The sequence below is a fragment of the Collinsella aerofaciens genome (assembly GCF_028206795.1).
In the GTDB taxonomy this organism is placed as follows: domain Bacteria; phylum Actinomycetota; class Coriobacteriia; order Coriobacteriales; family Coriobacteriaceae; genus Collinsella; species Collinsella aerofaciens_AX.
Genome location: NZ_JAQLFJ010000016.1, coordinates 21,493 through 35,501, shown reverse-complemented (window position 1 = coordinate 35,501; position 14,009 = coordinate 21,493). Strand labels below are relative to the sequence as shown.

Genomic DNA, 14,009 nt, shown 5'->3' with positions numbered 1-14,009 from the left:
GCCAGAGCATGGGGGGCACGCCCGGTCCCGTTCCGAACCCGGAAGCTAAGCCCCATCGCGCCGAGAGTACTGCGGGGCCAGCCCGTGGGAGGCCAGGGCGCCGCTGACCGGTGGACGGCACCGAGCCGTACGCTTGAACTGAGAAGGGGGAGGCCTCGCGGCCTCCCCCTTTCTTGCGTTTACGGGCAATTTGTCTCACATAGTAGCTGTGTTTTATAACCCTCGTTTGTCGCATCTTCTGTGAACGGGCTACAATAACTTAGTCTGTGCGATATGGAGGTGAACATGGCTGAAGCTGGTATCGGCGTTGATATCGTCGAGATTTCCCGCATGAAATCAATTCTTGAAAAGACGCCGTCGTTTGCTCGGCGTGTGTTTACCGAAGAAGAGCGTGCGTATTGCGATGCATCATCGCGTCCCGCTGCTCACTATGCGAGCCGCTTTGCTTCGCGCGAGGCGGTGCTTAAAGCTCTCGGCACGGGTTTTAGTCAAGGCGTGGGTCGCAAGGATGTTTCGGTGACGCGTGATAAACTCGGCAAACCGAGGGCGCTGCTTTCGGGCCGTGCTCTCGAGATCGCTCAAGAACTGGGTGTTGTTGAGGTCGCTCTTTCCATTACGATTACGGGAGACTTGGCCGTTGCGAATGCCATCGCGATTACCGAAGATGCTCGGCCTAAGCCAAAAGATGAAAAGGTGAGCACCAAGAAACGCGTTGCGCAGACATTTAAAGAGGCTCGCTCTGTATTAGATGAGCTCGAGCAGCTGCAGAATTCAGCATTGACGGAGCACCTGGGCGATGCTTCGCAAGATACGCTAGGAGCATAGATGAAACCGGTTTTGAGTACCGAAGAAGTCGTTCGTCTCGAGGATATCATCGAACGCGAAGGAACTTCGAAGGCCGAGCTTATGGAGCTAGCGGGTGAGTTTGCCGCTAACGAGGTCTTGAAGCTCAATCCCGATCGGGTTCTCGTTTTGGTCGGTTTTGGTAATAATGGCGGCGACGGTTGGGTTGCCGCCGATATCCTGAGCCATAAGGGTGTGGACGTGGATATCGTTTCTCCGGTTGAACCGGATGAGATTCCTGCTGCTCTGGCACGTCACGTTGCTCGTCGTACTGCCGGCCGCGATGTGCACGTTTGCGTCGGCCCCTCGCGTGATGAACTCGAGGTTTTGATCGATAAGGCCGATGTTGTTGTCGATGCCATTTTTGGTACCGGTTTCCACGGGAATCTGCGTGCGCCGTTCTCCATTTGGATTCCTACGGTCAATGAATGCGCCGATTGTGTCGTATCCATTGATGTCCCCTCGGGCCTGAATGCCGAGACGGGCGTTGTTGATGACGACTGCATTCGTGCCGAGCGCACGGTGACGATGATTGCGCCCAAGATTGGTCTGTATAGCGCTGATGGTCCTGAGTATGCCGGCGATTTGATCTGCGGCAATCTTTACGACCGTCTTGACGAGGTCATCGATGATGTCGACCACGCCGCCGAGATTGTCGAGCCCGGTGACTTAGTTGATTACTTTGCTCCGCTACCATCGAATATCGATAAGTATTCCCGTGGCTCCGTGCTTATTGTCGCCGGATCAGCGCAATATCCTGGTGCTGCCATTATGGCGGCCAAGTCTGCAGCTCGCGCGGGTGCTGGTTACGTGGCAGTCGCGGCTCCTGACGCCTGCGCCAATCTCATTCGCATGGCACTTCCTTCGATTCCGGTCTTTGCTATTCCGTCTGATTCCCGCGGCTCCTTTGGCGCCGCTGCGCGCATGACGGTGTGCGAGATCGCAAAGAAGTACAGCTGCGTGCTGTGCGGTCCCGGTATGATGACGTCTGCCGGCGCTATGCAGGTGGTTTCGGGCTTGCTCGAGCTTGATGTACCGCTAATTTTGGACGCCGATGCACTCAACTGCCTTGCTAAGATTGCCATTGACGGTATTGATAGTAACCCCGAGATGTATCGTCGCGAGCAGCCGTTGGTTATGACACCGCACTATCGTGAGCTTTCGCGTCTGGTTGCCGGTGACGAGGTGAACGACCTTGGTACCGCGATTGCGGCCGCGCAGAAGGTTGTCTGGGCTGCAGGCTCCGACAATCTGGTGGTCATTGCCAAGGGGCCGACGACGGCTATCTGTGGCGTTGAGCGTGTGCTGCTGCCGCTCTCGGGTCCGGCTTCTCTGGCAACTGCCGGTTCGGGTGATGTTCTCGCGGGTATTTTGGCCGGCACGCTTGCCACCATGCGCGACGAGATGGATCGTTGGGAGTTGCTGTATTCGTACGCCGTCGCACTTCACAGCTACGCCGGTTTTGCCGCGGCGACGGAGTATGGTGAGAAGAGCGTCATCGCGACCGATCTTATCGACTTGATCGGTCCTGCCATGGAGCTGGCGGCAAAGGATGCGCTCGAAGATCTGGGAATCATGGACGAAGGGTCGGATGACTAATCATGAATAAAGCCGATTTGACGCGCTGGTCCTGGGTCGAGATCGACCGCGGGGCGCTCCGTCGCAACACGAGGGCCTATAAGAACTTGCTGAATCCGCGTCAGCGCCTGTGCTGCGTGGTCAAGGCCGATGCTTATGGTCATGGAGCTGTTGAGTGCGCCAAGATCATGTATTCGGCCGGTGCCGACATGTTTGCCGTGGCGACGGTTAACGAGGGCGTTGAGCTCCGACAGGGCGGGATTACGAAACCCGTCCTCATCCTAAGCGAGCCGCCTATCGAGGCTATTCCGACGTTGCTCGAGTTTGATATCATGCCCTCGGTCTATACGTCTGACTTTGCTCTTGCGTATGGCGAATGTGCCGTCGCGGCGGGCAAGGTGGGCAAGTACCATCTTGCCATCGAGACGGGCATGAATCGTATCGGCGTTCACTACACACAGGTGCTCGACTTTGTCCGCGGCATCAGCTTCCATCGCGGTATTCAGTGCGACGGCGTATTTACGCACTTTGCCACGGCCGATGAACCTTCGGGTTGGGACTACAAGCTGCAGTGCCAGCGTTTTACCGAGGCCGTTCAGGCCATTAAGGACGCAGGTTTTGAATGCGGTATCGTGCATTGTGCCAATACGCCGTCCTCGATGCTCGATTCTTCAATGCACTTTGACATGATTCGTGCCGGCATCGGTTTGTATGGTCTGCAGCCATGTGAGCTGAGTGGTCGTGTGATGCAGCTTGATCCCGTCATGAGCGTCCACGCGCGTGTGACGCGCGTGGCGCATCCTGCGATGGGCGAGGGCGTGGGCTACGGCTTTACCTACCGCGTACCGCGCACGCGCGTTCAGATCTGCACCCTTCCGATCGGTTATGCCGATGGCCTTTCGCGTACGCTTTCCAATCGTATGGATGTGCTGTATCGCGGCGAGCGCGTGCATCAGGTTGGCAATATCTGCATGGATCAGTTTATGGTCGCCATTCAGTCCAACCCGGCGCATGAGATTCCCGAGGCCGAGTATGGTGACGAGATGATCATTGTCGGCTGCGATGGAGATGCCGAGATTACCATGGACGAGATGGCGCGCCTACGCGGCACGATTAACTACGAGGTCGCTTGCGGCTTTGGTATGCGTCTCGACAAGGTCTACGTGTAGGAGTCGCTATGGGCGTCATGCACATTCCCGGCCATAGCCATCAGGCGCCGCGTGAGGTCGCACTCGAGGAGATCGAGGCCGTTCTGGGCGATTGTCACCTTTGCCAGCTTTACCAGTCGCGCCACAACATCGTGTTTGGCGTGGGAAACCCCCGCGCTCGCGTGATGTTTATTGGCGAGGCGCCGGGCCGTAATGAGGATTTGCAGGGCGAGCCCTTTGTGGGGGCGGCAGGCGAGGACCTCAACGGCATTTTGTCGCTGGCGGGGCTCAAACGCGAAGACGTCTACATTGCCAACGTGCTTAAGTGCCGCCCGCCGGGAAACCGCAATCCGCGCCCCGAGGAAGTGCTGGCTTGCTCACCGTTTTTGCGCGAGCAGATTCGAAGCATCTGGCCCGATATCATCGTGACGCTCGGCAACCCCGCAACGCACTTTGTGCTCAAGACCGAGATCGGCATTACCAAGCTGCGCGGCAGGTTCCATCAGATGGGGCACTTTGTGGTGATGCCCACTTTCCATCCGGCAGCAGCGCTACGCAATCCAGCGTGGCAGGAGCTGCTGGAGGAAGACTTTAAGATGCTGGGCGACTATCTGGGGCGACATCCCGCACCAGAGGACGCCTCGGAATAATAAGGAGCATATATGTCCCTGGAGCGCCTGGGGGTAGGTACTTACAAAACGACTTGCGCTGCCGATACGGAGTACTTTGGCGAGCTAATTGCACCGTGCCTTGAGGACGGAGATGTGCTCATCCTGACCGGTGGCCTGGGAGTGGGCAAAACTCACTTTACCAAGGGCGTCTCGCGCGGGCTGGGCGATGGGCATATGGTTACGAGTCCTACGTTTGCGCTCATGGCCGTTCACGATCAAGGTCGTATTCCGCTGTTTCACTTTGATCTATACCGCCTGGAGCATGCCTACGAGCTCGAGGATACGGGCATTTTCGATGTGCTGGGCTATGAGGGTGCTTGCCTGCTGGAATGGGGCGAACAATTCCAGGACGAGCTGACGGATGAGTATCTTTCGGTGACGCTCAGGCGTGATGAGGGCGACAGCGATGTGCGAACGATAACGCTTGAGGCGCACGGTGACCGCGCAATGGAGCTTTCCCATTTGATTGATAAGGCTGTACAAGATGAGCTTGCATAACGACAACGCGCTGGTGGTGGCGCTCGATACCTCGACCGACATGCTTGCCTGCGCGGCAAGCTGGATTGATGGGCAGACGGGTGAGACGAAGCTCGTGAGTGGCGACCACATGTGTCGCCGTCACGCCAACGTTGAGCTCGTGAATACCGTTGATGGCGTGCTGGCTCAAGCCGGTCTGGATCGCAGCGATGTTGGTTGCTATGTGGTCGGCCGCGGCCCGGGGTCCTTTACGGGTGTGCGCATCGGCATCTCCACTGCCAAGGGCCTCGCGCGTGGTGCCAATGTTCCGCTGCTGGGCGTGTCGACGCTCGACGCTTGCGCTTGGACGGCGTGGAAGGCTGGCGTGCGCGGCAAGCTTGGTATCTTGGCCGATGCTATGCGCGGTGAGGTATATCCGGCGCTGTATATGCTGGTCGATGAGGGTCCCGAGCGTCAATTTGAGCGCGAACACGTGGTCAAGGCCGCCGTGGCGCTTGATGAGTGGCGCCAAGCAGCGGACTGGGGCCAGGTTCAGCTGACCGGTGACGGTCTCGTGCGCTATGGCAAGCTGCTGGGTGAGGACGAGGCCGCCCGCTGCGTGGAGCGCGACCTGTGGTGGCCTTCGGGCGAGGGCTTGCTGCTCGCGCACGCTGCGGGTGACGGCGATCCGGCCCGCGTCCTGCCGATTTACACGCGCCTTTCGGATGCCGAGGAAAACGAGCGCAAGCGTCTTGGTCTTGCCGAGAGTGCGCAGAGCGAAATTACGGGTGTTGCCGATGAGCTCGCCGGTCGTCATCTGCAGTTCCGTCCCATGGGCGCGGCGGATGCCGAGGGCGCGAGCGCGCTGGAGGCTGCCTGCTTTGAAGGTGCCGGACACGAGACATGGACGCCGGGCATGTTCCTGTCCGAACTGGGCGAGGACGTCGCTGCGCCGCGTAGTTGGTGGGTGGCACACGACGACGGCAAGCTGCTGGGCCTTGCCGGCGGTATGGTCGTGGACGGTGATGTGCAGATTCTGGATGTCGCCGTCGACCCGGCACATCGCCGTGAGGGCATTGCCCGCAAGCTGCTGTCGCACGTGAGCTATGATGCCCAGATGCTCGGCTGCACCACGGCTTCGCTCGAGGTCGAGGACGGTAACGAGGGAGCGATCGCGCTTTATAACGCTCTGGGCTTTACCGAGGCTGGCCGTCGCCGCGGCTACTATGGTGCCGGCAAGGACGCCATCGTCATGACGGCTCCGCTGCCCCTGGTGCTTCCGGTCGACAATGCTTCGCCCGAGCCGACGGCGGCAGAGCAGCGCGTATGGCCGCTGCCTGCGCCTGGGCGCTCCGAGGGGGAGCGTGCCGAAATTGAGCGCCGCCGCCTAGTGCTCGCTATCGAGAGTTCCTGCGACGAGACGGCCGTGGCGATTATCGATGCGGATGGCAATATGCTGGCCAACCAGGTGTCGACACAGATTGATTTTCATGCCCGCTTTGGCGGCGTGGTGCCCGAGATCGCCTCGCGCAAACACGTTGAGGTGATTGTGAGTGTCGTGGATGCGGCGCTCGAGGATGCCGCAGCATCGCTTGGTCTTGAGGGTGGAGCCATCGCGCCGAGCGAACTCGCCGCTGTTGGCGTGACACAGGGTCCGGGCCTGGTGGGTGCTCTGGTAGTGGGCGTCGCCTTCGCCAAGGGCTTTGCCTATGCCGCCGGTAAACCGCTCGTGTGCGTCAACCATCTGGAGGGCCATCTGTTCGCCAATCTGCTGGCGCAGCCCGATCTCAGGCCGCCGTTTATCTTCACGCTCGTCTCGGGCGGTCATACCATGCTCGTGCACGTGAAGGCATGGGGCGACTACGAGGTACTTGGTGAGACACTCGACGATGCTGTGGGCGAGGCCTTCGACAAGGTAGCCAAGGCGTTGGGTCTGGGCTATCCCGGTGGCCCCATCATCTCCAAGCTGGCCGAGACGGGCAACCCCAAGGCGATCGATTTTCCTCGCGCGCTTAACAGCAGGGGAGACTATCGTTTCTCGCTTTCGGGTCTTAAAACGGCCGTGACGCTCTACATCGAGCAGGAGACCAAGGCCGGGCGCACGATTCACCTGCCCGATCTGGCGGCTTCGTTTGAGGCAGCCGTCTTTGACGTTCAGTACAAGAAGGCCAAAAACGCCCTGCATGCCACCGGATGCAAGGAATACTGCATCGGCGGCGGCGTCTCGGCTAATCCGCATCTGCGCGAGATGATGATCAAGAAGCTTGGGCGTCAGGGGATCCGCGTGACGGTACCGCCGCTTTCGGCGTGCACCGATAACGCTGCCATGATCGCGGAGGTCGCCCGCCGTAAATTCGACCGAGGTGAAATCTCGCCGTTCGACGTCGACGCCGATCCAAACATGACGCTGTAGTCGTATGGGTGCGGTCCCCGACCGGAGGGGCCGGATATAAGGTTTCCTGCTCTACAGTCCTGCGCAAGAAGAAGGCCACATTAAGTGGCCTTCTTTGCGTGCGGAACTCGCGATAAACCTTATATCCGGCCCCTCCGTCCGGGGACCTTTCTGTATCGATATAGCTTCTGGGCTGGTTTGGCGTCGACAACGTCCAGCAAGGTTAACAAGCCAGCGTCGAATTTCCGGCGTTCTTTAGCTGAAAGAAAAAGATGGTGTGCGGAGCTTTGCTCCGCATTTGGGATGGGAGCTCCCGCGGCTCCCGAGGGGCATCTCTCATGCAAAAACTTTTGTTGGGTAAAGTCCGAGGTCAGTGGCGTTTTATACCGAGAATTTCAAAAAAAGTTGAAAATTCATTACAAATTTGCGTTGACTTTAGGTAACTAAAGTTTCATACTGCTTTTCATCCACTGGGGGATGTGAACACGCACGGATCGTTCGCATCATGATTGAAGAGGATTTCTTAGACATGTTCACGCATCAGCTAAACATTATCAGCGTAGTAATTATCTGATGCGGGTTAGCACATACAGCTAGCCCGTACGATAACGGGCGGCTGATGAAGATGAGGGCCGTCGAGCGCAACCGACGGCCCTCATTTTTTATGTCTAGGAAGTTCTTTTTAGAGGAGGAAATGTAATGAACGGAGTTTTGCTCATGGTTGTGGCCGCGGCGGTGCTCGCCTGCGGCTATCTGGGCTACGGCCGCTGGCTGGCCAACAAGTGGGGCGTTGACAAAGAGGCCCTCACGCCGGCCAAGCGCATGAAGGACGGCAAGAGCTTCTCACCCGTCTCCGCCTTTACCGCGTTCTCGCACCAGTTCAGCTCGATCTGCGGTGCTGGCCCTGTCACGGGTACGATCGTCGCCATGGCCTTTGGCTGGCTGCCCGTCGTGCTCTGGGTCCTCGTCGGCGGCATCTTCTTTGGCGCCGTCCACGACTTTGGTGCTCTGTATGCTTCGATGAAGAACAACGGCAAGTCCCTGGCTCAGCTCATCGAGAAGTACATCGGCAAGACCGGCCGTCGCCTGTTCCTGCTGTTCTGCTGGCTGTTCTGCATCATCGTCATCGCCGCCTTCACCGACATGGTCTGCAAGACGTTCATGTTCACCCCGGCCGTTGACGCTTCTGGTGCTGCTACCGGTGCCATCGACTTCACCAAGTCCTATGCCGCCGGCTGCGCTGGTACCATCTCCATCCTGTTCACCTTCGTCGCTATCGCCTTTGGTTGGGCCCAGAAGAAGTTCAACCTCACCGGTGCTACCGAGTTCGTCACCGGCGTGGTCCTCATGGTTCTCATGTTTGCCGTCGGTATGCAGTTCCCGGTCTACCTGGATAAGTTCCAGTGGTTCGCCGTCGTCATGGTCTACCTGGTCTTCGCTGGCGCTATGCCCATCCAGATGCTCAAGACCCCGCGTGACTACCTCACTTCCATCATGATGATCGTCATGATCGTTTGCGCTGTCCTCGGTATCGTCGTCCTGGGTGTTAACGGCCAGGCCACCATCACCGCTCCGGCCTTTACCGGCTTCTCCAGCGCTTCTGGCATGATGTTCCCGGTCCTGTTTGTTTCCGTTGCCTGCGGTGCCCTCTCCGGCTTCCACAGCCTCGTTTCTTCTGGTACCTCCTCCAAGCAGGTCGAGAAGGAGCAGGACGCCGTCAAGGTCGGTTATGGCGCCATGATCGTCGAGTCCTTCGTCGGCATCCTTGCCATCATCGTCGCCGGCATCATGTTCTCCGACATGAACACCGCCGGTACCGGCGCCCTCAACGCCGGCGTCGCTTCCACCCCGTTCCAGATCTTCGCCGCTGGTATCTCCCGCGGTATGCAGGCCTTCGGTGTTGACGGTACGTTCGCTACCGTCTTCATGACCATGAACGTTTCCGCTCTGGCCCTGACCTCGCTCGACGCCGTCGCCCGCATCGCCCGCACCTCGTTCTCCGAGTTCTTTGCCCAGACCAACGACGCCCTGGCCATCGAGTCCAAGGCCGGCTACATGAAGGTTCTCGGCAACCCCTGGTTCGCTACGGTCGTCACCCTGCTTCCCGGTCTCGCCCTCGCCTTTGGCGGCTATGCCAACATCTGGCCGCTCTTTGGTGCTTCCAACCAGCTGCTCGGCGGTATGACCATGATTACCCTCGCCGTGTTCTGCAAGTGCACCGGCCGCAAGGGCTGGATGCTCTACGTGCCCGTCGCCTTCCTGCTCTGCTGCACCTTCACCTCGCTGGTCCAGAGCGCCATGGGCTGCATGACCGCTGTCCAGGCTTACGGCTTCTTCGGCACCATCCCGGCTACCGCCACCACGGCCGCCGTCTCCGTCGCCGCCACCAAGGGCCTGCAGCTCGTTTTCGCCGTCCTGCTGATGGTCCTGGGCCTCATCGTTGCCGTCAACTGTCTCAAGGAGTTCTTCGGCAAGGAGGCCGGCTCCATGCCCGACGAGGAGCCCGAGTGGTCCGAGATGGGCAAGGCCGAGTACGGTCGCGCCGCTGCCGCTGAAGCTCCTGCCGACGCCGAGGCCGCCAAGGCCTAGTCGGTCGGACGGGTTGAATCTCCCATCTATTTGACTCGGAAAGACTGGGTCCGCAATCAAGCGGACCCGGTCTTTTTTCTTGTGAGAACAGGTGGTGCAAGGGCGTTCTCGCAGATGTTTTGCGTGGATAGGCTCGTGCGTTGTACCATATGGACGTATATGTGTGCATATGAAAGGGGCCCCGTGGCCAAGACGGTATATTCCGATAATCAAAACAATGTCGATGCTCTGGCTGAGCGTCTGAGCAGCCAGACATCGCTTTCTGCCGAGCGCGCCAAGCTGGTTGCCTACGACCTGCTCTGCCGCAAGGCGCTCAAGATTAAGTCGAGCGCGCTGGCGCAGATTTTCCGCTCCGTCGATAAGGAATGCGACACCAAGGCGATGCGCGATGAGCTTATCGCGGCAAATATCGTGACCAAGATCGAGGGCAGCGGCATTAACGGGCGCCCGGCGTTCTATACCATCAATGTCGAGATCCGCGATGCCCAGGAGCAGCCTGCCGAGTCCGTCGAAGATTTTGTCGTCGAGGATTCCGCTGACGTGCCTGCTGTGGAAGAAGCTGCTCCGCGTGAGCATGTCGATACCGATGAGTTGCTCGATGAGAACGTCGTGCGTGCCTTTACGGCCAAGGCGGGACGCGGCGGTTTTGGCGGGGGTGGCAAGCGCGATGCGCAGCGCCGCGCCCAGCAGGAGCGCTTCCGTCGTGCCGTTGCTCAAAAGGGTGAGACGGATGCCGAGGCTGTTGAGAACGAGGTTGCTGCCGAGTCGCAGAGGCCCGCGAAGGAGCAAAAGCCCGTGGAGGCCCAGGAGCCCCAGCGTCGCCGTGGTGCCCACTTTAAGGCTGCGCAGCAGGATGTCGCGCATGAGGTTGAAGAGCCTTCCGAGGCTGCAGACGATGTTGAGGAGTCTGCCAAGAAGGCTCCGGGTTCATGCCGTCCCGGGCGTGGTTTTGCGAGGCGCGCGTATCCCGTAAGGCGTCAGGAGAAGGGCGAGCCGGCTTCGACCGCTCAGGCCGAGAAGGCCGAACAAACCGAGAAAACCGTTGAGCCGGCGACTCGCGAGCAGCAACCTTCCGAGTCGCAGCCTGCGGCTGACGCTGAGGTCAAAGCTCAACAGACCGCTGATAAGCAGGCGGGGGAGAGCACCTCAGGCAAGCCCCGTCGTCGTCGTCACCGCGGCGGTCGTGGCTCAAATGCCGAGGCCGCGGCCGAGAAGGCAGCGACACAAAACGGAGATGAGAAGGCCGAGACTCCGGTGGATCAGGTCAAGCGCCAGCCGGCGAAGGAGGCCAAGTCCGATCGTCCGCAAAAGCGCTCGTCTGCGCCCAAGCAGAAATGTAATACCCGGGCAGATTCCAAGCGTAAGCCTCATGCACAGGCTGAGCCTGCCGCGGCTGATAGTGCTACCCAGCAGCCCGAGTCGGCCGTCCACGGCGAGGTATCGGCGTTTGCCCTTGCCCGCGTTTTGGGCAGGCAGCTGCTCAAAGTTGTCCCTACGCCTACGGCGCTCTCTAAGATCAAGGAGCAGCAGACTCAAATTGTTAAGGCCGAGGGCAAGGACGGCAAAAAGGCGCCGCAGCGCACTCAGCACAACGAGATGTCCAACCGCAAGATTGCCGAGGAAATCGCAATCATCCAGGCTTGGATCGAGCAAAACCGAGGTGCCGATACGCCGGTTGCCTCGCGCCGCCAGCGTGCCTACCAGATTTTTAACGACGAGAAGGCTTTTGACGGCAAGCACGGTGAGCGCCTGATAAGGCGCATGACCGAAAAGGGCATCAGCATGCAGGCGATCAAGGTCGCCCCCAACCGCCCCGTGCACTTTACGGGTTTCTTTACGCTGGGCGCCGATAAGCCGTTCATTATGGTCGAGAACCTGGACACCTACGACGAGATCGTCAGGCTGCTGCGTGGCCGCAAGCACGCCAAGCTCTTTGGCATCAAGGTGGGCGGCGTGATTTTTGGCGGCGGATGCAAGGCGAGCGTCTCGCATGCCCTGGACGATTATCTGGCTGAGATCGGCTATCGCTTTAACTACGTCTACTACGTGGGCGATATCGACCGCGAGGGCGCGCGCATCGTCGAGCAGGCTCGCAATGCCAATGTGGTTGAGATTCGCCTGCATGCCGGCATGTACCGCGCCATGCTCGCCGAGCATAAGCGTCGCGTGAAGGCCGGCGGCGAGTGCGAGCCCGCGGCTGCCAACCAGGGCGTGCCGCAGAACTTGGCGGCGACGATCAAGGATCTGCCCATGGTCACGCGCGTGCAGTTCCGCAATGTGCTGCGCGAGGGCGGGCGCATTCCGCAGGAGATTCTGATGACCGCCGACTATCGGGATGGCGACTCGGGAAGCTTCGACCGCATGCTTAACAACTAAATTCCGCCGGCCCCGGGAGAGCGGGGACACCGGCTTAGGTTTCCTGCTCTACAGTCCTGCTCACGACGGAGGCCACATTAAGTGGCCTCCTGTTCGTGCGGAACTCGCGATAAACCTAAGCCGGTGTCCCCGCTCTCCCGGGGCCTGTCGTGGCTTGGCCGTTGCATGCGGCTCGCTTTTCGGAACGGGGCTGACGGACACGTTCCGAAATCTACCACCGTCGCTGTGCAGGGTGTCTATAAAGAGCCGTGGCCAAAAAACATCAAATATGAGTACTGATACTCTTTTAGTAGCAGTAATTTTGACCACATTTAAGGTGATTTGACGTGTCGATCGAGCAGATAAGCTGCCGTATCTCCTCAAGTGTTCATTAAAGGAAGACCTTGATGCGAATAAATCTCATTAAGATCTTCTTTTATTAACGAAAATAATGTAGCTACAACGGTAACAGTACTCATATTTGCCGTTTTTTGGCCACAGTCCTTCGGAGGGTCCTCGAAAATAGTCCCGAGCCGGCACTTGGGGACGTTCCTATAATGCCGGCACTTAGGAGCGTCCCCAAGTGCCGGCACCGCGTCTGCCTGCGGCGGCCGCGCCCCGCTGCGTCGCTCCGCATCCTTGCGGGTTCGGATTCCTCCGCTTGGCGGCGTTGGCTCGATTTGCTTGACGTGAGGGGCTCTTGGCTGGTGTGGGACGGAGGGATTCCGCGTCCGCCTGGTCGGCGGCCGCGCCCCGCTGCGTCGCTTCGCTCCTTGCGTGCTGCGCTGGAAAACGCTTCGCGTTTCCTCAGCTCCGCACCCTTGTGGGTTCGAATTCCTCCGCTTGCCCACAAGAAAGCGCCCTGGGCCGTTATGGGCTTAGGGCGCTCAGTTTTAATGGCTGGGACGGAGGGATTCGAACCCCCAACAGCCGGCACCAAAAACCGGAGTTCTACCGTTGAACTACGTCCCAATGTGTGGTGTTGCCCAAAAGCAACTCGTTTAGTTTACCTAATCTGCGAGGGCATCGCAAACGCCATCGAGCAGGCGTACGGCGAGTGTCTGCGCGTCGCTGGCCGTGAAGGTGCCGTTGTAGCGCGTCATGCCCGTGAGCTCAATGCGAATGCGAGCCGGCTTCTGCTGCGCGGCGACATTGGCAGTGCGGATGCGCTGGGCCAGGTTGTGGCACTCGGCGAGGGCGATCGTGGCGCGCGGCGCTGCATCTGCGGGCAGCTCATCGCTTGCGATCTCGAGCACCAGGTCAACGTCGGTTGGGACCTCGGAGTCGCAGAGCATCATGCCGCTGTTGTCGGTCGTTGCCGTGGCGATATTCCACATGCGCGACGCAACGCTGCGTGCGATGGGGTCCTCGCCGATAACGGCAATCTGGAAGCGCTCGAGCACGTTGGCGGCGCGAGCAAAACCGATACGGGACTCGGCTTCGGTGACCGAGGGCTTGCCCTCCCACACATGGTGCAGGCGGTTGATGTAGGCGTAGGTGTCCTGGAAGGCCATGCCGTCGGCAAACAGGCCGACATTTTCCTGGAACTGCTGCAGGGCGGCCTCGGTATGCGGACCAAAGTAGCCGTCGTCTTCGCCACAGGCAAAGCCCAAAACGTTGAGAGCGCGCTGCAGGGCCTGCACATCGGCGCCATGGAAATTGGGCATGCGCAGATAGAGAGTGCGGTCGCCCAGCTTATACGAAGCGTCTACAAGGGCGCTCCAGCAGGGGATATCGACGGCATGACCGGCAGCAAGGCCGCTGTCGAGCCTGAAGGTGCTGACGGCCTGCTCAGTGGTGGCTCCAAAGTACTTGTCGGTGACTTCGGCGGCATCAATCGTGTAGCCGAGCTGCAGGAGACGAGACTGCACGTCTTCGACGGCTGCTCCTTGCATGCCCGTTGTAATAGGTTCCATGAACGAACCCCTTTCGGCGTACCATTCGTACTATTTGAGCGTCTGTCGGATAGACAACGCA

Annotated in this window: 9 protein-coding genes, 1 tRNA gene and 1 rRNA gene; 9 read left to right on the top strand and 2 right to left on the bottom strand. The window is 59.5% G+C overall.

The window, feature by feature from the left end; genetic code table 11:
• From rrf to PMX70_RS09260, 9 genes are all read left to right on the top strand, one after another.
• Nucleotides 1-109, top strand: a 5S ribosomal RNA gene (gene rrf / locus PMX70_RS09300); the annotation flags it as partial.
• A 176-nt stretch (nt 110-285) separates the two neighbouring features.
• Nucleotides 286-825 carry a holo-ACP synthase gene (gene acpS / locus PMX70_RS09295; RefSeq protein WP_117565045.1) on the top strand — a complete coding sequence of 180 codons (540 nt, stop codon included), beginning with the start codon at nt 286-288 and terminating at the stop codon, nt 823-825.
• Nucleotides 826-2,442: an NAD(P)H-hydrate dehydratase gene (locus tag PMX70_RS09290; RefSeq protein WP_271743416.1), complete on the top strand. Its 1,617-nt coding sequence runs from the start codon at nt 826-828 to the stop codon at nt 2,440-2,442.
• Between the two features lie 2 nt (nt 2,443-2,444).
• Complete coding sequence (gene alr / locus PMX70_RS09285) at nt 2,445-3,590, top strand: alanine racemase (RefSeq protein WP_117565043.1); 1,146 nt, start codon at nt 2,445-2,447, stop codon at nt 3,588-3,590.
• An 8-nt stretch (nt 3,591-3,598) separates the two neighbouring features.
• Nucleotides 3,599-4,219 (top strand): uracil-DNA glycosylase, encoded by a 621-nt coding sequence (locus PMX70_RS09280; RefSeq protein WP_117565042.1) that lies wholly within the window; start codon nt 3,599-3,601, stop codon nt 4,217-4,219.
• A 12-nt stretch (nt 4,220-4,231) separates the two neighbouring features.
• The gene (gene tsaE, locus PMX70_RS09275; protein ID WP_089573670.1) at nt 4,232-4,738 is read left to right on the top strand and encodes a tRNA (adenosine(37)-N6)-threonylcarbamoyltransferase complex ATPase subunit type 1 TsaE; all 507 of its coding nucleotides are present in this window, start codon (nt 4,232-4,234) and stop codon (nt 4,736-4,738) included.
• The gene (gene tsaD / locus PMX70_RS09270; RefSeq protein ID WP_117648325.1) at nt 4,725-7,109 is read left to right on the top strand and encodes a tRNA (adenosine(37)-N6)-threonylcarbamoyltransferase complex transferase subunit TsaD; all 2,385 of its coding nucleotides are present in this window, start codon (nt 4,725-4,727) and stop codon (nt 7,107-7,109) included. The genes tsaE and tsaD overlap by 14 nt, the downstream gene beginning before the upstream one ends.
• Nucleotides 7,110-7,787: 678 nt before the next feature.
• The gene (locus tag PMX70_RS09265; RefSeq protein ID WP_117817704.1) at nt 7,788-9,677 is read left to right on the top strand and encodes a carbon starvation CstA family protein; all 1,890 of its coding nucleotides are present in this window, start codon (nt 7,788-7,790) and stop codon (nt 9,675-9,677) included.
• 183 nt (nt 9,678-9,860) lie between these two features.
• A complete protein-coding gene (locus PMX70_RS09260; RefSeq protein ID WP_271743415.1) occupies nt 9,861-12,053 on the top strand; it encodes a hypothetical protein in 2,193 nt (730 codons plus the stop codon).
• 876 nt (nt 12,054-12,929) lie between these two features.
• On the opposite strand, the gene PMX70_RS09255 is transcribed toward PMX70_RS09260, so the two are convergent.
• Together PMX70_RS09255 and PMX70_RS09250 are read right to left on the bottom strand one after the other, a co-directional pair.
• Nucleotides 12,930-13,004, bottom strand: a tRNA-Gln gene (locus PMX70_RS09255).
• Nucleotides 13,005-13,042: 38 nt separating this feature from the next.
• The gene (locus PMX70_RS09250; protein ID WP_022094145.1) at nt 13,043-13,948 is read right to left on the bottom strand and encodes a peptidoglycan-binding domain-containing protein; all 906 of its coding nucleotides are present in this window, start codon (nt 13,946-13,948) and stop codon (nt 13,043-13,045) included.
• Between the last annotated feature and the right edge of the window lie 61 nt (nt 13,949-14,009).

What these genes read in the sequence shown, in the direction of transcription:
- acpS (WP_117565045.1), top strand. Translation starts at nt 286, where the DNA reads ATGGCTGAAGCTGGTATCGGCGTTGATATCGTCGAGATTTCCCGCATG.
- tsaE (WP_089573670.1), top strand. Translation starts at nt 4,232, where the DNA reads ATGTCCCTGGAGCGCCTGGGGGTAGGTACTTACAAAACGACTTGCGCT.
- tsaD (WP_117648325.1), top strand. Translation starts at nt 4,725, where the DNA reads ATGAGCTTGCATAACGACAACGCGCTGGTGGTGGCGCTCGATACCTCG.
- PMX70_RS09280 (WP_117565042.1), top strand. Translation starts at nt 3,599, where the DNA reads ATGGGCGTCATGCACATTCCCGGCCATAGCCATCAGGCGCCGCGTGAG.
- PMX70_RS09250 (WP_022094145.1), bottom strand. Translation starts at nt 13,948, where the DNA reads ATGGAACCTATTACAACGGGCATGCAAGGAGCAGCCGTCGAAGACGTG.
- alr (WP_117565043.1), top strand. Translation starts at nt 2,445, where the DNA reads ATGAATAAAGCCGATTTGACGCGCTGGTCCTGGGTCGAGATCGACCGC.
- PMX70_RS09290 (WP_271743416.1), top strand. Translation starts at nt 826, where the DNA reads ATGAAACCGGTTTTGAGTACCGAAGAAGTCGTTCGTCTCGAGGATATC.
- PMX70_RS09265 (WP_117817704.1), top strand. Translation starts at nt 7,788, where the DNA reads ATGAACGGAGTTTTGCTCATGGTTGTGGCCGCGGCGGTGCTCGCCTGC.